The organism is Sphingomonas sp., assembly GCF_035490575.1.
GTDB lineage: Bacteria > Pseudomonadota > Alphaproteobacteria > Sphingomonadales > Sphingomonadaceae > Sphingomonas.
This window is the reverse complement of the sequence record NZ_DATJLI010000070.1, coordinates 1-18834: the sequence shown is the minus strand read 5'-3', so window position 1 is coordinate 18834 and position 18834 is coordinate 1. Positions and strand designations below refer to the sequence as shown.

Genomic DNA, 18834 nt, shown 5'->3' with positions numbered 1-18834 from the left:
CCCAGCCATAAGGCTGGGGCGACAGCATCGCCCACCACGCGACGGCAAGGCAACCCAGGCTGTGGGCGGCCAACACTACCGGCGCCCGCGCGTCGCGAATTGCCTTGTCCAGCTTCGTGACCCAGGCGTTTCGGTGCGGCTTGTGCCACATGCCGAGTTCCACGCGTTGCGTGTCGGGAAGATTCTGCTCCCACAAGGTCTGCCAATGCGACGGACCCGAGCCGCCAAGGCCCGGCACGGTCAGGATCACGGGGCGAGTTGCAGCGTCGGTAAAGATCGTCATCGCCTGTCCTTTCAAATCGGTGACGGAACGCGGCTCGCGGGGTCGCGCTAGGGAACACGCCTGCACCGCCGGTCCCGTCTCCTTCTCTTTAATTCCTACTGTATTGATGGGCAATACCAGCGCCGTCCATGCGTGCCCCTTTTGCGACCGATCGCGGGCGGTTATGAGCGCCCATGCCAAAAAAGCGTCTGGACCAGTTGATCGTCGACCGCGGCCTTGCTGAAAGCCGCACGCGCGCGCAGGCGCTGGTGATGGCGGGACTGGTCTTTTCGGGCACACGCAAGCTCGACAAGCCGGGCCAGTCGCTGGCCGAGGATGCGACGATCGAGGTGCGCGGGCGCGATCACCCATGGGTATCGCGCGGCGGAATCAAGCTGGACCATGCGCTCGCCCAGTTCGAATGGGACGTGGCAGGCGCGGTCGCGATCGATGTCGGGTCATCAACGGGCGGCTTTACCGACGTATTGCTGACGCGCGGCGCGGCGCGGGTGTATGCGGTCGATTCGGGGACCAATCAGCTCGCCTGGAAATTGCGGTCTGACGCGCGCGTCATCGTTCATGAACAGACCAGCGCCCGTATCCTGACCGACGCGCACATCCCCGAACCCGTCGACCTGGTGGTGTGCGACGCCAGCTTCATCGGGCTGGCCAAGGTGCTGGAGCGCCCGCTGTCCTTTATCGCCCCCGGCGGTCGGTTGCTGGCGCTCATCAAGCCGCAGTTCGAGGCGGGGCGGGACGAGGTGGGCAAGGGCGGCGTGGTGCGCGACCCCGCCGTTCATGCGCGCATATGCGACGAGGTGCGCGACTGGCTGACCGGCATCGGCTGGACGGTGCAGGGCATCACGACCAGTCCCATCACGGGACCGGAGGGCAATGTCGAGTTCCTGATTGCCGCCCACCGCGCGCGACAGGATTGATGAAGGCTGCACTGCCCGCTAGGGCGAAGCGCCGATCGGGCAAACCGGATCAAAAGGGGTGCGATGCGCGAAATCGCGTCAAAGGGGCAATTGCGCTGGTCGTTCGCACGTTGGGCGTTCGTGACGGTGCCGGCGATTCTGCTGCTGGGCTTCCTGTCAGGCCGTGTCGCGCCGTCGGGCGCGGACAATCCATGGTATATAGCGCTGTCGAGACCCGAATGGCAGCCGCCGGGCTGGGCGTTCCCGGTCGCATGGTCGGTGCTGTATATCCTGATGGGCCTTGCGCTGGCGATGATCCTGAACGCGCGGGGCGCGCGGGGCCGCGGCATCGCGGTTGGCCTGTTCGCCCTACAACTGCTGCTGAACCTTGCCTGGACGCCGGTGTTCTTCGGGCTTCACCTGGTCAGCCTGGCGGCGATCCTGATCCTGGCGATCCTGGCGCTGGCCATCGCCACCACCTTTGCCTTTGCGCGCGTGCGGCAGGCGGCAGCGTGGCTGCTGGTGCCGTATCTGGCTTGGCTCAGCTTTGCATCGCTGCTTGCCTGGGACATTGATCGCCGCAATCCGCAAGGGGAGACCCTTGTTCCATCGGGCGCGACCACCCAAATCCGGCTTTGACCAACAGGATGTTCCCATGCAGACCGAGAACCGCATTTTCGACGATTTCGCCAAGCTGTTGAACGGCGCCGCCGGCACGCTGGCGGGCATGGGACGTGAAGCGGAGTCGGCGGCGCGCGAACGTGCCCGCGAATGGATCGGCGGCCTTGATTTCGTGGCGCGTGAGGAGTTCGAGGCGGTCAAGGCGATGGCATCGGCCGCTCGTGACGAAAACGACGCACTCAAGGTCCGTATCGCGGCGCTTGAGGCCAGGCTTGCCGGCGGCGACACGACCAGCGCGGCCTGATTCGGGACGGAGCGTTCGACCCCGCTGGACCATTGATACCGCAGATGCGAAGGAAATCGCATGACCCAAATGGTGATGCGTATCCTGTTCACGGTCGCGGTCCTGTCGGTCACCTTCTTTGCGTTGGTGCCCGGATCGCTGGGTGCGATCATCGAATCGGGTGAGCAGCGCCATATCCTTGCCTTTGCGATGTTGCCCGCGATCAGCGCGCTGGCATGGCCGCGTATATCGTTGACGCTGCAATGGCTGGGTTATACCGCGTTCGGCGGGGCGATCGAACTGGCGCAAGGCTGGATGGCGGTGGGCCGCGCGGCCGAGATGGACGATTGGCTGGTCGACATGGCCGCCGCCACACTGGCGCTGGCGTGCGTGCAACTGCTGCGGTCACGCAGCCGTCCCGCGCCAGCAAACTGATCGGTTAGCGGTTGTTTCACCTTGCCGCGATACTGGCAGGGGCATGACCCGCATCCTCATCATTTTCGGTACCCGCCCTGAGGCGATCAAGCTGTTTCCCGTCATCGCCGCCTTGCGCGAACGGCCCGGTCTGGACGTGCGCGTGTGCGTCACCGCGCAGCACCGCGGACTGCTGGATCAGGTGCTCGACATTGCGGATGTCACCCCGGACATCGACCTCGACCTGATGGAGCCGGGACAGTCGCTTGACCGGCTGACGGCCCGTCTGCTGACCGGCCTTGGCGAAGTCATGGATGCCGAGCGGCCCGACCGCGTGATCGTGCAGGGCGATACCGCGACGGCGATGGTCGGCGCGCTCGTCGCCTATTACCGCAAGCTGCCCGTCGCGCATGTCGAGGCGGGGCTGCGCTCCGGCGACATTTACCACCCCTGGCCGGAGGAAGTGAACCGCCGGATCGTCGCGCCGATCGCCGACCTGCACTTCGCCCCGACGCAGACCGCCGCCGATGCACTGCTGCGCGAGAATATCGCGGCCGATATCGTGCACGTCACCGGCAACACGGTCATCGACGCGCTGCTCTGGACCCGCGCGCGGATCGCCGAACGGCCTGATCTGGCCGCGGGTCTTGATACACTTGCCGACCGCTTTGTCGGGCGGCGCGTGGTGCTGGTAACGACGCACCGGCGCGAGAATTTCGGCGGCGGGATGGAGAATATCGCCCGCGCCATCGACCGCATCGCCGAGCGGGAGGAGGTGGCGGTCGTGTTCCCCTGTCACCCCAATCCCAATGTCGTATCGGTGATGGACCGGATGCTGGGCGACCGCGCCAATATCGCACGCATCGACCCGCTCGATTATCCGCACTTCATCCGCGCGCTCGACCTGTCGACCATCGTGCTGACCGATTCGGGCGGCGTGCAGGAAGAAGCGCCCGCGCTGGGCAAGCCCGTGCTGGTGATGCGTGAGACAACCGAGCGACCCGAAGGCGTCGCCGCCGGCACCGCGCGGCTGGTCGGCACCGATCCCGAGCGCATCGTTTCCGAAATATTCAGCCTTCTGGACGACAAGGCGGCCTATTCCGCGATGGCGCGCGCCCACAATCCGTTTGGCGATGGCCATGCCGCGGCACGGATTGCGGAGCTGATCGCGAATGCACACCGACACTGAACTGAAGGTCGCCGTTCTGGGCCTTGGCTATATCGGCCTGCCCACTGCGGCGGTGATCGCGCGGACCGGCGCCAGGGTGCTGGGCATCGATGTCAGCGCTTCCGTTGTCGAAACGGTCAATTCGGGCCGCGTGCATATCGAAGAGATCGATCTCGACGGCCTGGTGTCGGGCGTGGTCGCGCGCGGCAACCTGCGCGCCTCAACCACGATCGAGGCTGCTGACGTTTTCGTGATCGCGGTGCCGACGCCGTTCGGCGACAATCACGCGCCCGATATCGGCTATGTCCTCAATGCCGCGACGACGATCGCGGCAGCGCTGAAACCGGGTGATGTCGTGATCCTCGAATCGACCTCGCCCGTCGGCACCACCGAAAAGGTGCGCGACCTGCTCGCCGAACGCCGCCCCGACCTCAAGATTCCCGGCATCGCGGACGGCACCGCGGATATCGCCATCGCCTATTGCCCCGAACGCGTGCTGCCCGGCCGCATCCTGGTCGAACTGATCGACAATGACCGCGTGATTGGTGGCATCACGCCGCGTTGCGCGCGCAAAGCGCTGCAATTCTATCGCCGCTTCGTCCGGGGGGCGTGCGTTACGACATCGGCGCGCGCGGCGGAAATGACCAAGCTGACCGAAAACGCGTTTCGCGACGTCAATATCGCCTTTGCCAACGAATTGTCGGTGGTGGCGGGCAATCTGGGCATTGATGTCTGGGAAGTGATCCGGCTGGCCAATCGCCATCCGCGCGTCAACATCCTGTCACCCGGCCCCGGCGTGGGCGGCCATTGCATCGCCGTCGATCCATGGTTCCTGGTGCATGGCGACCCTGAGAATACCGCCCTGATCCGCACCGCGCGTGAGGTGAATGACGCCAAGGTCGGCTATACCATCGATCGTGCCGAAGCGCTGATCGAAGCGATGCCAAACGCGCCGGTCGCGTGCCTGGGATTGGCGTTCAAGGCCAATATCGACGATTTCCGCGAAAGCCCCGCGTTGAAGGTCGCGGCCACGCTTGCCCGGCGTTTCGGCGAGCGAGTGCGGATTGTCGAGCCTTATGCCGATACGCTGCCCACCATATTCGACGGTAGTGGCGCGACGCTGATCGACATCGACACCGCGCTTGAGACTTGCCCGATCCTGATCGTGCTGGTGGACCACGACGTGTTCCGCTCGGTTCCGCTGGAAGAACGCGGCGGCAAGCAGGTCTATGACACGCGCGGTATCTGGCCCGATCAACCCAATCCGGCACAACCGGCTGCGGAGCGCCTGCGGCTGGCGGTTTAATCAGGAGCGGCGGCGCGCTCGCGTCGCCGTCCAGCGGTCAGGGCTGCGGCGGCGCAGCACCTTCCGGGACGCCCTGAACCGGCGCGCCGCCCTGACCCTGCTGCATCTGCATCATCTGCTGCATCTGCATCTGGCGGACGACGGCTTCCGGCATGAAGTCGACCATTTCGATGTCGAAGATCAGCAGCGCGTCGGCGGGAATGGCTTCTTCGCCGGTTTGCGGGTCGATCCGCGCCTCTGCCCCGTAAGCCAGATCGGGCTTCATCCAGACGCGATATTTCGCGCCCTTGGGCATCAGCTTGAGCGCCTCGGCAAAGCCGGGCACCACGCTCTTGGGCGACATCGGCGTCGGCTGGCGACTTTCATCGAACACGCGGCCGTCGCGCAGCTTGCCCGAATAGTTCACCAGCACCAGATCGTCGTCGCCGGGGGTGGCGCCGCCTTTGCCGGCTTCGAGCACCTGATATTGCAGCCCGCTGTCGGTTTCGACCACAGCGGGTTGCCCGGCGTTATAGGCCAAAAACTGGGCATTGGTGCCCGTTTCAGCCACGACGCCGGCGGTGCCCTTCCACGCCAGCGCCATCGCGATGACCAGCGCAGCGGCGATACCGATCCACAACCAGACGACATAACCCCGCTTGACGGGCTGGATCGGCACGGCGGTGATCGACATGAAAAGCTGTCCTGTGCTGACGCATCGGGCAATCGGCACCCGGCGGTCGGATCGGGTATGTATGAAAGCGAACGGCCGGCCCATCGGGACCGGCCGTCACGGCACCTTAACGGGCGCCGTCGCGCTCCAGGCGCTTGCGCTCCAGCTTGCGAGCGCGGCGAACCGCGGCGGCGCGCTCACGGGCGCGCTTTTCGCTGGGCTTTTCGTAATGACGGCGCAGCTTCATCTCGCGATAGACGCCCTCACGCTGCAGCTTCTTCTTGAGCGCCCGCAGCGCCTGGTCGACATTGTTGTCGCGAACGATGATTTGCATAAGGCCGTCTGACTCCGAATCTTTAAGCGCAATGAACTAGGGGTCGCCGAAGGGACACCCCTCGCACGTTGCCCGCGCCCTACGCCTGATGGCGGTCGATTTCAAGCCGAAAAGGCCCGCTTTGCGCTTCGCCCGCGCGGGCTTAGAAGCTGAGGGATGGCAGATGCAACTCCTCCGGGCCGGGCAATGCGGCTGCGTTCGATCATCGGCGGATCGGCGGGCAATCTGGTCGAGTGGTATGACTGGTATGCCTATGCCGCCTTCACGCTCTATTTCGCGCCGCATTTCTTTCCGTCCGGCGACCCCACGGTCGAACTGCTGCAGGCCGCCGCCGTGTTCGCGCTCGGCTTCTTCATGCGGCCGATCGGCGGCTGGCTGATGGGCGTCTATTCCGACCGGCATGGACGCAAGGCGGGGCTGACGCTGTCGGTCGCGCTGATGTGTGCGGGGTCGCTCATCATCGCAATCGCGCCGACCTATCAAAGCGCGGGCGTGCTGGCCCCCGCCCTCCTGCTGGCGGCGCGGCTGTTGCAAGGGCTGTCGGTCGGCGGCGAATATGGTGCCAGTGCCACTTATCTGTCCGAAATGGCCGGGCGCGGGCGGCGTGGATTTTTTGCAAGTTTTCAATATGTCACGCTGATCTCGGGCCAGTTGCTGGCGCTGGGCGTGCTGCTGGTCCTGCAAAACGTCATGAGCGAAGCCGCGCTCGACGCATGGGGCTGGCGCATTCCCTTTGCCATCGGCGGCGCGCTGGCGGTCAGCGTCTTCTGGCTGCGGCGCGGATTGCTGGAGACGCAGAGCTTCCACAACATCACCGGGCAATCGCCGCGTTCGGGATTCTGGACATTGTGGACGCGTCACCCGCGCGAAAGCCTGACGGTGCTGGCGCTGACGGCGGGCGGGACGCTCGCCTTCTATGCCTATTCGATCTACATGCAGAAGTTCCTGGTCAACACCGCCGGGTTCGCGCGCGAAACGGCGTCTATCATTATTGCCGGAGCATTGTTCGTCTTCATGGCGATCCAGCCGCTGGCGGGCGCATTGTCCGACCGGATCGGGCGAAAGCCGTTGATGGTCGGATTCGGCGTCGCGGGGGTGCTGTTCACCTATCCGATCTTCACCACGCTGGCGGTCACGCGCGACCCATGGGCGGCATTCGCGGTCTGTGTCGGCGCGCTGGTGATCGTCAGCGGCTATAGCTCGATCTCGGGCGTGGTGAAGGCAGAGATGTATCCCGCGCATATCCGCACGCTGGGCGTCGCCCTGCCCTATGCCATCGCCAACGCCGCGTTCGGCGGCACCGCCGAATATATCGCGCTGTGGTTCAAGAATGCAGGGATCGAGGCCGGGTTCTACTGGTATGTGACCGTGATGATCGGCGTGTCACTCATCACCTATCTGATGATGCGCGACACCCGCGACCACAGCCTGATCGCCGAGGACTGATCCCGACTCAGAGGATCAGGTCGCCTTCACCCGATCGCGCTGCCAGAATACGCCCAATCGCGTCGAACAGCGCGTCCATCGCCACCGGCTTGAACAGCACCTCGTCCGCGCCCAACTGCTTGCAGCGCGCGGTCAGATCGGGCGCGGTGTCGGCCGTCACCACGATAATCGGCAGCTCGCCCTTGGCGTCGGGGCGCGCGCGGATACGCTCGATCGTCTGGAACCCGTCGACCCCCGGCATTCTCAGGTCGACAAGGATGACGTCGAAATCCTCCGCATCGATGCGGCGAAGCCCCTCTTCCGCCCGGTCCGCCTCGGCCATGATCGCCCCGGCGACGTCGAGCATGTCCCTGACGACGCGACGGTTCATCGCATCGTCTTCAATGAAAAGAACGTTCATCGCCGGTTGTCCGGCTGATAATCGTTACGGATGTGGTTTGCGACCATGGCGCCCGCTATCCGATCAAGCGGCGTTCGAGGCAAGAGGCAGTTCACCGTCAGCCTTCCTCTCGAAAAGGCGCGCGGCCAGGGCGGGACCGGCGATCGGTTTTTCGATCAATGTCACACCGTTGGTTTCGGTGAACCACCGAACGACAGCGTCTGACGGCTGCTTCCACAGAACAAAGAGCGCGACCGAACGTTCCGCCGCCGCGGCCAACAGCGGTTTCAGTGCCGAAAGGCGGCTGTCGTCATCCACGCCGAGTGTTCCAGCATCCGCGAGCAGCCGGCTCGCGCCGCCGATCGCTGCAATCGCGGCATCGGCGTTTGCGACAGCAACGACTTCCCCCGCGCGGGGCGCGAGCAGGGTCCGCAACATGCTGCGCGCAATCGGATTTGCCTCGAGCAGCAGCAGCGCGTCGCCGGCGGCGGGCTTCACGGCGACTTCCGGCGCATCCACCGGCACCAGCGGCAGCGTGACGGTAAAGGTCGCGCCGCGACCGGGCGCGCTGTCGACGGCAATGTCACCCCCCAGCGCACGGGCCAGATTGCGACAGATCGTCAGGCCCAGTCCGGTGCCGCCATATTGCCGGGTTGTGGTCGAATCGGCCTGCTTGAACGATTCAAAGATTTCCGCATGTTTCTCCGGCGGAATCCCGATGCCGGTATCGCTGACCGAAATGTGAAAGCGCCGCCCGCCGTCCAGGATGACCGCCGACAGACCGATCGAACCGGCATCGGTGAACTTCAGGGCGTTGGACAACAGGTTGAACACCAGTTGCCGCACGCGCCCCGCATCGGTTTCGATCCAGCGCGGCGCCCGGTCCAGATCCACATCGAACGCCAGCCCCTTTGCCAGCGCCTGTTCGCTCCACAGCCGCGCCACATCGTCCAGCGTCGCGCGCAGGTCGGCGGGTTCGGGCGCAATGGCCATGTTTCCGGTTTCCATCTTCGCGACATCCAGAATGTCGTCGACCAGCGCGCGCATCGTCAGTCCGGCACCATGCACCACCTGCACCCGGTCGCGATGCGCCGCGCCCAGCGCGCGGTCGGCCAGCATCACTTGCGTCATGCCCAGAATGCCGTTCAGCGGAGTGCGGATTTCATGACTGGTGGTCGCCAGAAACTCGGTCTTGGCCGCCAGCGCCCGCTCCAGCGCCTGGTTGCTGGCCTCAAGCTCGACATTGGCAGCGGCCACCTGATTGCGGCTGTGGCGGATGGTGACGAGGCCGAAGCTGAGCAGCGTGACGATAACGGCGGCTGCGCTGGCGACCGAGATCAGCAAAGTGCGCTGGAACTGCGCACGCGACCGTTCAAGCGCCACGCTGGCGCGCAATTCCTCGGCCTTCAGCCTTGCGATCCGCAATTCCTGATTGGCGAAGTCGAAGCGCGCGGCCATCAGCGCGGTGTTGGTCGATGCCGCCAGCTTGGTCGCTTCATCCGTCAGCCGCCGCAATGCCTGCAAATGCGCGAGCGCGAGCGCATCGTCGCCGTTCCGCTGATATAGTTCGACGGCGACGACATGCGCGTCGCGAAACGCGGCATCGGTGGTGTCCAGGTCGACATCGCGAAACACCGGCTCGATCCAGCGCCCCGCGGACGCGAGATCGTCGCGCGTCAGCGCCAGCTTGGCCGATACGGTCGCAACTTGAGCTTGGTCGCCCGAGTTTGACGTTCCCACATTCAAGCTCCGTGCGGCACGGATCAATGACGCCGCTCGATCCGGTTCGTCGCGCTCGATTTCGGCATGGGCCATGTTCGTCAGGATTCGGACGATGAGCGGCGTCAATTCACGCTTGCGCGCGATCGCCAGTGCCCGTGCATACTGATCGAGCGCGTCGCCGTAGCGCTCTTGCCCAATCAGCGCCGTGGCCCGGTTGTTATAAAGCGCCAGCGCAAGCATGTCGTCGCCGTCGAACGCCTCTTCCGCCTGCCGATAATAGCGATCGGCATTCTCGAAATCCCGTCCGTCGCTATAAAGTATGGCGATGCTTTGCAGGGCGATGGCCTGCCCACGCCGATCCCCTGCATCGACAAAGGCTCGATAGGCGGACTGATAGAGCTTCAGAGCCTCGGCTGCTCGGACCTGCTGTGCATGAATGCTCCCCTGCGACAACAGAATGTCGCCGTAAAGCTTGGACTGGTCGGTTGCGTTGGCGAGAAGGCCGGCGTTCTCCGCCAGTGGAAGCGCTACCGCGGCGCGCGACGTGCGGATCAGGGCCTCGCTCCCGAGCCAGCGCGCCGTCGCAAGCGCCTTCCCGCGCACGGCCCGGTTACCGATGGACAGCGCCTGACGTTCCGCTGTCGCTGCCTTTGCGAACGCCGCTTCGGGATCGTTGAGCATCAACGTCCGAGCCGAATCCAGCGTGTCGGCGACCGCCTTCGGCAATTTGTCTGGTATGGCCGCGGCTGCTTGCGGAGCGAACAGCGCGCAAAGGCTAAGGAAAAACCCGACAAAAAAGCTCAGCATCCGCATCGTGCCGTGATGCGCGAAGAAGGTTGATTTCGGGTCAACGAAGCGGATCAGGCGCGCTTCCAGAAGCTTTCGGGCCGCCCGAAGCTGGGCCGCGTGACCGCCGTTGCGCTCAGATGCCGATCTTCATCGAGGAATTGCTTGAGCGCCGGGAAGGCGATCGGGCGGCTAATCAGGAAACCCTGCGCCACATCACATCCCATGACGCCCAGCAACGCCAGCGCCGCCGGGGTCTCGACGCCTTCCGCCGTCACTTCCATGTCGAGTGCGTGGGCCAGATCGATCGTCGAGCGCACGATCAGCGGGTCGCGGTTGCTGCTGGTCAATTCCAGCACGAACATCTTGTCGATCTTCAACTCACGCGCGGGCAATTGTTTCAGATAGGCAAGGCTCGACAGCCCGGCGCCATAATCGTCAATCGCCAGCGTGATTCCGATGTCGTCGAACATCCGCAAATGCCGGATCGCGCTGTCGGGATCGCGGATCACGGCGGTTTCGGTAATCTCAAACCCGATCTTGGCCGATGTTTCCCGTTTCATCACGCAAACGGCATCGACGAAATCGGCATCCGCCAGCAGCACGCCGGAAATGTTGACGAAGATCGGGATGTCGTGTCCCGACATCGCCAGCAATTGCTGATCGAGGATCGCCTGCTGAATCGTCCAGATCGTCAATGCGCCGATCTTGCCCGAACTTTCGGCCAGGGGAATGAAATCGCCCGGAAAGATCAGGCCGCGTTGCGGATGGTGCCAGCGCACCAGCGCCTCGATACTGACAATCTCCTGCCGGCGCAGATGCACCTTGGGCTGATATTGGAGAAAGATTTCCCCGTTGCCAATAGCGGCCGACAAATCGCGCATCAGCGACGTGCGATCATAACCGCTATCGGCGCGGCTCAGGTCGTGGACCACCGTCTTTTGCGCCGATCGTGCTTCGGCAAGTGCTGCCTCAAGACCCTCGGCGAAACGGACCTCGTCGCATTCGTGGCTGGGGATCGCGGCCCCGGCGACCACAAATTCGATCGCATATGGTTCGCCGTCAATATCGAGCGGCGATGCGAAGCGCGCGGTAATCCGGTCGATTGCCTCGTTGGCGTCAGACGGCAATGCGCCGTCGAAACCGATTTCGATCGCGGTTCTCCCGACCGCCACGACATGTGCGCCGGGGAGGGTTCGCCGGACCTCGTTCGCGACATCGTCGATCAGCAGGTCGGCGCGCGGACGTCCCAGACTGCGGCGAAGCAGCGCGAAATTGCAAATTTCGACCCCCAGCATCAACCGCCATGCAGCCAGCGCGCCCTGCGCGATCAGGTCGCGGACGGGCGCAGGCGCCGCCAGTGGCGGATCGCGGTCGAACGAGGGAATACCAAGCGACATTTCGCCCCCGGACTAGGCCGCTACCCTTTCCATCGGGTTAACTGCATCGAACCGGGACAACGACACGTCGCAAAATCCCGGCCAGCGCCTTGTCGCAGGGTTAATTTCCCATTAACTTTCTTTTCGAGGCCAGATGGCCTCGTGGAGAAGAAAAATGTTCGACGTCCTGTTCCGGGAAACCTACGGCCAGACCATTCGGCCGTTCTGAATCCCATCGGTGCCGGGTCGGTCTCGCAACGTCGCGACCGGCCCGGCCCATCTGTCACCGCTACGCTGTGGCCGATTCCACAGACGCGATGCTCCAAAGCCACCTTGCCAGGTGGCTTTATTGTTTCTGGCGAAGTCCGATTGGCGTGGCCGCGGTGGTCAGATACCGTCGGGCGTGACGTTGTAGCCGGCCAGCGCCAGCCGTTCCGACAGATCGGCAATACAACGCGCTACGGCGTCGCCGTCGGCACCGCGCACGACGAAGTTCGCGCCGACCCGCCCTTCGCGAAAAAACGGATAGCTGCCGATCGCCACCGCGGCGTCTTTCGCATCGCCACAATGGTCGCGCTCTACCGCGCGCAGCAGTTCGGCGACTTCGCTTTCGGCTACCCAACATCCGATCGTTCGGCTGACCAGCGGGCGACCGCCCTCCAGCGTGCCGGTCAGCGCCGCCAGCATACCCGCGGTGATGTGCGGCACGCCCGCCAGGATGAAGACATTGCCGTGCCGGATGCCTGGTGCGCCCGACATGCGATTGGCGATCAGGGTCGCACCATCGGGCACCCGCGCCATCCGCAGCCGCGCCTCGGTCAGGCCGCCGCGCGTTTCGTAATGCGCCTCCAGCTCCTCGCGCGCTTCGGGATGGACGATGACGGGAACACCCAGCCCTTCGGCAATCGCATCGACGGTGATGTCGTCATGCGTCGGGCCGATGCCGCCGGTGGTGAAGCAATAATCATATCGCGTGCGAAGCGTGTTCACCGCCTCCACGATCGCGGGCGTGCGGTCGGCAACCATCCGCACTTCGGACAGGCGGATGCCCTGCACGTTCAGCCACACCGCCAGTTGCGCGACATTCCTGTCCTGCGTCCGACCCGACAGGATTTCATCGCCGATGACCACAAGGCCCGCTGTCCAGATGCGTTCGCTCATGGGCAAGCGGCATAGCCCGCACTCGGCCCCTCGCAAAGTCCCGGCCGAAAGGCTATGTGGCGGCCATGACCGAGTATGTGACCGTATCCTCCGACGCCCCCCTGTCGCGCAACGGGGCGATCCACCTTTATGGCCGCGATGCCTTTGACGGTATGCACCGTGCGGGTCGGCTGGCCGCGGAAATCCTTGACGCGATCGTGCCATTGATGGTGCCCGGCACCGAGACGCGCGTAATTGACGACACCATTCGCGAAAAGATGCTGGCCGGGGGCGCGGTGCCCGCGACGCTCGGCTATCGCGGCTATACGCACAGTTCGTGCATCTCGATCAATCATGTCGTCTGCCACGGCATTCCGTCGGATCGGGTGCTGAAGGACGGGGACATCGTCAATGTTGACGTGACACCGCTGCTGGATGGATGGCATGGCGATACCAGCCGAATGTATCTGGTCGGCGATGTCGGTCTTAAGGCGCGGCGACTGGTCGAAGTGACCTATGAATGCCTGATGCTGGGCATCGAGCAGGCAAAGCCTGGCAACACGATGGGCGACGTCGCGCACGTCATTCAGCGCCACGCTGAAAAGCACCGTTACGGCGTGGTCCGCGATTTCTGCGGGCACGGCGTCGGGCGCCTGTTTCACGACGCGCCCGAGGTCGTGCATGTCGGACGCCCCGGCACCGGGCCGGAACTGCGCCCCGGCATGATCTTCACCATCGAGCCGATGATTAACATCGGCCGCCCCGATGTGAAGCTGCTTGATGATGGCTGGACGGCGGTGACGCGCGACCGCAGCCTGTCAGCGCAGTTCGAGCATTCGATCGGCATCACCGAGGACGGGTGCGAAATCTTTACCGCCAGCCCCGGCGGCTTGCATCAGCCGCCCTACGCCTGATCGGAGCTGCCCAAGGATCGGGCAGCGATTGCACGATCTGCACGTTTATTCGGCAGACGCGGCGCGGTAGCGCCTGCCGAAGTCGCTTTCCGCCCCTTTTTGCGCTCTCACACTTGATGCAAACGCTGCGGCAGGGGATGCTGGGCAACATCGCTCCAACAGGCGGGGATTCGTCGCGTGAAAAAGATCGAGGCCATCATCAAGCCGTTCAAGCTGGATGAGGTGAAAGAGGCACTGCACGATGTCGGCGTGTCCGGCATTACCGTGACCGAGGCCAAGGGCTTTGGCCGCCAGAAGGGCCATACCGAGCTGTATCGCGGTGCCGAATATGTCGTCGACTTCCTGCCCAAGGTGAAGCTGGAGGTGGTGGTCGAGGACGGCCTGGCCGACCGCGTGGTCGAGGCGATCGCCGCCGCCGCGCAGACGGGCCGCATCGGCGACGGCAAGATCTTTGTCATTCCGGTGGAAACCGCACTTCGCATCCGAACCGGGGAACGTAATGACGACGCGATCTGACGGCGCCGTTTGACGCGACGCAGCAAACGCGCTTTGGTAAAGCCGAAAACGACATTTCCTTGCGTGATTCGCAAGGCCGACTTTTTGAAACGAAAGGGACTTTGATGGCCACCGACGCCGGCACCATTCTGAAGCGTATCAAGGACGAGGAAATCGAGTGGGTCGACCTGCGTTTCACCGATCCCAAGGGCAAGTGGCAGCACCTGTCGATGGTCGCGTCGAGCCTGGATGAAGACCAGCTGACCGACGGCCTGATGTTCGACGGCTCCTCGATCGAGGGCTGGAAGGCGATCAACGAGTCCGACATGGTGCTGAAGCCCGACCTGGACGCGGTTTATACCGATCCGTTCTCGGCCACGCCGATGCTGATCCTGTTCTGCGACGTGGTCGAGCCGTCGACGGGCGAGCTTTACGCCCGCGATCCGCGTTCGACCGCGAAGCGCGCCGAATCCTATGTCAAGACGACCGGCATCGGCGACACCGTATATGTCGGTCCCGAAGCCGAATTCTTCATGTTCGACGACGTGCGGTTCGAGAACACCTATTCGTCGAGCTATTACAAGATCGACGACATCGAACTGCCGGGCAATTCGTCCAAGGAATATGAAGGCGGCAACATGGGCCACCGCCCGCGCGCCAAGGGCGGTTACTTCCCCGTCGCGCCGGTCGATTCGGCTGTCGACATCCGTGGCGAGATGGTGTCGACCATGCTCGAGATGGGCCTGCCGTGCGACAAGCACCACCATGAGGTTGCCGCCGCGCAGCACGAACTGGGCCTGACGTTCGGCACGCTGACGCAGACCGCCGACCGGATGCAAATCTATAAATATGTCGTGCATCAGGTTGCCCATGCCTATGGCAAGTCGGCCACGTTCATGCCCAAGCCGATCAAGGACGATAACGGCTCGGGCATGCACACCCATTTTTCAATCTGGGAAGGCAAGACGCCGCTGTTCGCGGGCGACGGCTATGCCGGCCTGTCGGATACCTGCCTCTACTTCATCGGCGGCGTCATCAAGCACGCCCGCGCGCTGAATGCCTTCACCAACCCGACCACCAACAGCTACAAGCGTCTGGTGCCGGGCTTTGAAGCACCGGTGCTGCTGGCCTATTCGTCGCGCAACCGTTCGGCATCGTGCCGCATTCCCTATGGCACGGGTGCCAAGTCGAAGCGCGTCGAGTTCCGTTTCCCCGACGCGATGGCCAACCCCTATCTCTGCTATGCGGCGATCCTGATGGCGGGTCTGGACGGCATCCAGAACAAGATCCATCCGGGTGAGGCGATGGACAAGAACCTGTATGATCTGCCGCCTGCCGAGCTGGTCAATGTGCCGACGGTGTGCGGCTCGCTGCGCGAAGCACTGATCGCGCTGCAGGAAGATTATGAATTCCTGCTGAAGGGCGACGTGTTCACGAAGGACCAGATCGAGGCCTATGCTGATATCAAGTGGGCCGATGTGATCCGGTTCGAAACCACACCCAGCCCGGTCGAATACGACATGTATTACTCGTCGTAATTGCGACTGAACGATCGAACGACGCGGGCGTCCGGCGACAAGTCGGGCGCCCGTTTCGTTTTTGGGGGAACCGATGCCCTGCCCGCTCCTTGTCCATGTTCAACAGCAAGGGATCGGACCATGGACAAGCGCAGGGCAGCGATGATTGGCGGCGTCGTTGCGGGCGTCCTGACCACGGCAGTCATGTGGGGCGGACGCAAATCGGGCGTGTTGGGCAAGACGCTAGACCGGGACGCAGTGGACTGGATCGATCGCACGACGGGATCACGCGATGCCATCGGCGATGTCGGCACCAGCCTGGTCGAGTTCGGCAACCATCTGGCGGCATCGGCGGCATTTGGGCGGTTCTATGCCGAGTTGCGCGACCATTTCCCCGACACGCCGCCGCCCTTGCTGGGTGCGCTGTTCGGCACTGGACTCTATGTCGTGAACATCGCCGGCATTGCGCCGCTGCTGGGTATCACCGAGGGCGAGGTTGAGGCCGGACCACGCAAGGCCGGGGAGCGATGGATGCTGCATATCGTGCAGTCGGTCGTGACCGCGATGATCGCCGAACGCCTGACGCGCGACCCGACCACCCAACCCATTGAAGAATAGCCCTTTTCACTGGAACCCTATCGCCGCCGAATAGTCCCGATTGCTCGACCGACAGGAGATGACCATGGCCCTTACCGCGCTTGCCCTGAATTGCTCGCTGAAAGCCGATGCCAGCAAGGAATCGTCGACCGACGCGATGATCGCGGTGCTGGCCGATGCCTTTGCCAAGCATGATGTCACCATCGCCGAGACGATCCGCGTCGCCGCGCATGACGTAAAACCCGGCGTCAGCAGCGACGAGGGCGATGGCGACGAATGGCCCGCCATTCGCAAGAAGATCCTGGCCGCCGATATCCTGATCTTTGGCGGGCCGATCTGGATGGGCCAGATCGGCAGTGTCGCGAAGCGCGTGCTGGAACGGCTCGATGCGTTCCTCAGCGAGACCGACGATCAGGGGCGGATGCCCAGCTATTCCAAGGTCGCTGTCGTCGCGATCGTCGGTAACGAGGACGGCGCGCACTGGTCGTCGGCGCAGTTGTTCCAGTCATTGAACGATGTCGGCTTCACCATCCCCGCCGTCGCCGCCTGTTACTGGGTCGGCGAGGCGATGGGTTCGACCGATTTCAAGGACCTGGATGAAACACCTGAGGCCGTGACCAAAACTGCGAAGATGGTTGCCGGCAATGCCGCTCACTTGGCACAGCTTCTGAAGAACGCTCCTTATCCGGGCTGAACAACGGCGTTATGGAACGAGGACGGTGCTGCCGATGGTGGTGCCGGCCTCCAGTTCATCATGCGCCTCCGCCACTGCTTCCAGCGGGAAGCGCTGGCCGATTTCGGCGTTGATCGAACCGTCACGCAGCCGGGCGAAAACCGCATCGGCGTAACGCTGTCGCGCGTCAGCGGTAGTGGCATAGTGGAACAGTGTCGGCCGCGTCACGAATAGCGAACCCTTGGCCGCCAGCGTGGCGAGATTGACGCCCTCCACCGGTCCGCTGGCATTGCCATAGCTGACGATCAGCCCGCGCGGACTCGCGCTGTCGAGCGATGCCTGCCACGTCGCGGCGCCCACCCCGTCGATGATGACCGGCACGCCCGCGCCATCGGTTAGTTCGCGAACGCGCGCGGCAATGTCCTGCGTCTTGTGGATGACGATATGATCGGCTCCGGCGCCGCGGGCGCGTTCGCCCTTGGCCTCGCTCCCCACCACGCCGATCACTGGCGCGCCGGCCGCCTTTAGCCAGCCGCACAGGATCAGGCCGACGCCGCCCGCCGCGCCATAAACCAGCACCGTCTGACCCGGCTGCACCCGCGCGCAATCCTCGACCAGACAAGCCGCCGTCGCGCCCTTGAGCATCAGCGCCGCCGCCTGTTCGTCCGAAATATCGTCGGGCAGACGGACGAGCTGATCGGCGGGCGCAACCCGGTGGGTGGCATAAGCGCCGCGCGTGGTGAAGGTGCCGACCCGGTCACCCACCGCAAAGCCCGTCACGCCGTCGCCCAGCGCCTCGACCACACCGGTCCCCTCGGTTCCCAGCACGGCGGGCAGGTCGACGGGATACAGGCCCGATCGGTGATAGGTGTCGATGTAATTCAGCCCGATCGCCGTCGCGCGCAGCCGCACTTCCCCTGGCCCCGGTTCGGGCAACGGTGTGCCGACGAATTGAAAGACGTCGGGGCCGCCGGTCCGGTCGATGCGCTGAACATGGGTCTGCATGGTCGCTCTCCCTAGGGGTATCAGTAATCGCGCGATACGCGCACATTGACGCTTTGGCGGCCGATGGTCGAGATGGTCGACAGGACCGACAGCCAGCGCGTGAACTGAAATTCCGCGCGGGTTGCGGAATAGCCGGCACCGTCGCTGATGATCTCGACATAAGCGCGCCGGGTGATGAACTTGCCCGCCGCGATCGCCGTCTGCTGCCCCGTTTGCGGGTCTGCCGACAGGATGCGGAGCCGGTCCAGCCCGGCCGCGCGGCGCAGCGCGTTGATGGGGTTCAGCCCGTCGCCACCTTCCTGCAACGCCGCCACCGCGCCTGCCAGTTGCAGCGCCTCGGGTGCGGACAGGCTGGTGATCGACGTGCCGAACAGCAGCCGTGACAGCAATTCGTCCTCCGGCAAGGCGGGCACGCTGGAAAAGCCGATTTCGGGTTTCAGCGCGGTGCCGGTGACGCGGATCGTCGCGTTCAACCCCTGGGTGTCGGCATTGGCCTGTATGTCGAGCGCGGGGTTGGCGGGCACCGACCCGTCGAAACGGATGGCACCGCGTTCAAGGTCGAAGTCACGCCCCGCAAACTCGTAATCGCCGCGGATCAGGTCGGCGCGGCCGCGGATGCGCGGATTGGTCGGCTCCCCGTCAATCCGCAGATTGGCGGACCATTCGCTGTCGAGGCCGAGGCCCGTCACGGTCATCGCGCCGGGTGCACGTGCGCGCAGGTCGAGTTGCCAGGGCGTGGTGGTGGCGACTTCCTCCTCCCCTTCGGGCAGGTTGATCTCGGTGATGTTCAGCCGGGGAATCGCCGCCGCCGCCGTGGCACGGCC

21 protein-coding genes are annotated in these 18834 nt (G+C 64.3%); 12 read left to right on the top strand and 9 right to left on the bottom strand.

What is annotated here, in order from left to right; translation table 11 throughout:
* Positions 1 to 283: RBBP9/YdeN family alpha/beta hydrolase (locus tag VL973_RS05360; protein ID WP_325282999.1), on the bottom strand; the 283-nt coding region annotated here is incomplete at its 3' end.
* A gap of 173 nt (positions 284 to 456) precedes the next feature.
* On the opposite strand from VL973_RS05360, the gene VL973_RS05355 reads away from it, so the two are divergent.
* The 6 genes from VL973_RS05355 to wecC all read left to right on the top strand — a co-directional run bounded on the left by VL973_RS05355 (position 457) and on the right by wecC (position 4971).
* On the top strand, positions 457 to 1200 hold the full coding sequence (locus VL973_RS05355) for a TlyA family RNA methyltransferase (RefSeq protein ID WP_325282998.1): 744 nt from the start codon (positions 457 to 459) through the stop codon (positions 1198 to 1200).
* Positions 1201 to 1263: 63 nt separating this feature from the next.
* Entirely contained in the window at positions 1264 to 1818 is a 555-nt protein-coding gene (locus VL973_RS05350; protein ID WP_325282997.1) for a TspO/MBR family protein, read from the top strand.
* Positions 1819 to 1834: 16 nt separating this feature from the next.
* Positions 1835 to 2104: an accessory factor UbiK family protein gene (locus VL973_RS05345; RefSeq protein ID WP_325282996.1), complete on the top strand. Its 270-nt coding sequence runs from the start codon at positions 1835 to 1837 to the stop codon at positions 2102 to 2104.
* Between the two features lie 60 nt (positions 2105 to 2164).
* Positions 2165 to 2518, top strand: a complete 354-nt coding sequence (locus VL973_RS05340; protein ID WP_325282995.1) for a VanZ family protein — start codon at positions 2165 to 2167, stop codon at positions 2516 to 2518.
* Positions 2519 to 2561: 43 nt separating this feature from the next.
* On the top strand, positions 2562 to 3686 hold the full coding sequence (wecB, locus tag VL973_RS05335; protein ID WP_325282994.1) for a non-hydrolyzing UDP-N-acetylglucosamine 2-epimerase: 1125 nt from the start codon (positions 2562 to 2564) through the stop codon (positions 3684 to 3686).
* Complete coding sequence (gene wecC, locus VL973_RS05330; protein ID WP_325282993.1) at positions 3670 to 4971, top strand: UDP-N-acetyl-D-mannosamine dehydrogenase; 1302 nt, start codon at positions 3670 to 3672, stop codon at positions 4969 to 4971. The genes wecB and wecC overlap by 17 nt, the downstream gene beginning before the upstream one ends.
* Positions 4972 to 5008: 37 nt before the next feature.
* On the opposite strand, the gene VL973_RS05325 is transcribed toward wecC, so the two are convergent.
* Positions 5009 to 5644, bottom strand: coding sequence for an FKBP-type peptidyl-prolyl cis-trans isomerase (locus VL973_RS05325; RefSeq protein WP_325282992.1), 636 nt, complete (start codon positions 5642 to 5644; stop codon positions 5009 to 5011).
* A 106-nt stretch (positions 5645 to 5750) separates the two neighbouring features.
* A complete protein-coding gene (rpsU, locus tag VL973_RS05320; RefSeq protein ID WP_034160206.1) occupies positions 5751 to 5957 on the bottom strand; it encodes a 30S ribosomal protein S21 in 207 nt (68 codons plus the stop codon).
* 156 nt (positions 5958 to 6113) lie between these two features.
* On the opposite strand from rpsU, the gene VL973_RS05315 reads away from it, so the two are divergent.
* A complete protein-coding gene (locus VL973_RS05315) occupies positions 6114 to 7403 on the top strand; it encodes an MFS transporter (RefSeq protein WP_325282991.1) in 1290 nt (429 codons plus the stop codon).
* A gap of 7 nt (positions 7404 to 7410) precedes the next feature.
* On the opposite strand, the gene VL973_RS05310 is transcribed toward VL973_RS05315, so the two are convergent.
* From VL973_RS05310 to VL973_RS05295, 4 genes are all read right to left on the bottom strand, one after another.
* Positions 7411 to 7803 (bottom strand): response regulator, encoded by a 393-nt coding sequence (locus VL973_RS05310; RefSeq protein WP_325282990.1) that lies wholly within the window; start codon positions 7801 to 7803, stop codon positions 7411 to 7413.
* 63 nt (positions 7804 to 7866) lie between these two features.
* Positions 7867 to 10230, bottom strand: a complete 2364-nt coding sequence (locus VL973_RS05305) for an ATP-binding protein (protein ID WP_325282989.1) — start codon at positions 10228 to 10230, stop codon at positions 7867 to 7869.
* Between the two features lie 134 nt (positions 10231 to 10364).
* A complete protein-coding gene (locus tag VL973_RS05300; RefSeq protein WP_325282988.1) occupies positions 10365 to 11690 on the bottom strand; it encodes an EAL domain-containing protein in 1326 nt (441 codons plus the stop codon).
* A 366-nt stretch (positions 11691 to 12056) separates the two neighbouring features.
* Positions 12057 to 12830, bottom strand: a complete 774-nt coding sequence (locus VL973_RS05295) for a competence/damage-inducible protein A (protein WP_325282987.1) — start codon at positions 12828 to 12830, stop codon at positions 12057 to 12059.
* Between the two features lie 65 nt (positions 12831 to 12895).
* Between VL973_RS05295 and map the strand changes: the two genes are divergently transcribed.
* The 5 genes from map (at position 12896) to VL973_RS05270 (ending at position 17026) form a co-directional block, all read left to right on the top strand.
* Positions 12896 to 13723: a type I methionyl aminopeptidase gene (map, locus tag VL973_RS05290; protein WP_325282986.1), complete on the top strand. Its 828-nt coding sequence runs from the start codon at positions 12896 to 12898 to the stop codon at positions 13721 to 13723.
* A gap of 177 nt (positions 13724 to 13900) precedes the next feature.
* Positions 13901 to 14239 (top strand): P-II family nitrogen regulator, encoded by a 339-nt coding sequence (locus tag VL973_RS05285; RefSeq protein WP_096344493.1) that lies wholly within the window; start codon positions 13901 to 13903, stop codon positions 14237 to 14239.
* Positions 14240 to 14343: 104 nt separating this feature from the next.
* Entirely contained in the window at positions 14344 to 15756 is a 1413-nt protein-coding gene (gene glnA / locus VL973_RS05280; RefSeq protein ID WP_325282985.1) for a type I glutamate--ammonia ligase, read from the top strand.
* Positions 15757 to 15876: 120 nt separating this feature from the next.
* The gene (locus tag VL973_RS05275) at positions 15877 to 16353 is read left to right on the top strand and encodes a hypothetical protein (protein ID WP_325282984.1); all 477 of its coding nucleotides are present in this window, start codon (positions 15877 to 15879) and stop codon (positions 16351 to 16353) included.
* 64 nt (positions 16354 to 16417) lie between these two features.
* Positions 16418 to 17026: a flavodoxin family protein gene (locus VL973_RS05270; protein ID WP_325282983.1), complete on the top strand. Its 609-nt coding sequence runs from the start codon at positions 16418 to 16420 to the stop codon at positions 17024 to 17026.
* 9 nt (positions 17027 to 17035) lie between these two features.
* Here the strand turns inward: VL973_RS05270 and VL973_RS05265 are convergent, their stop codons facing one another.
* Positions 17036 to 18010, bottom strand: coding sequence for a quinone oxidoreductase family protein (locus tag VL973_RS05265; protein ID WP_325282982.1), 975 nt, complete (start codon positions 18008 to 18010; stop codon positions 17036 to 17038).
* A gap of 20 nt (positions 18011 to 18030) precedes the next feature.
* On the bottom strand, positions 18031 to 18834 hold an 804-nt coding region (locus VL973_RS05260; RefSeq protein ID WP_325282981.1), incomplete at its 5' end, for a translocation/assembly module TamB domain-containing protein.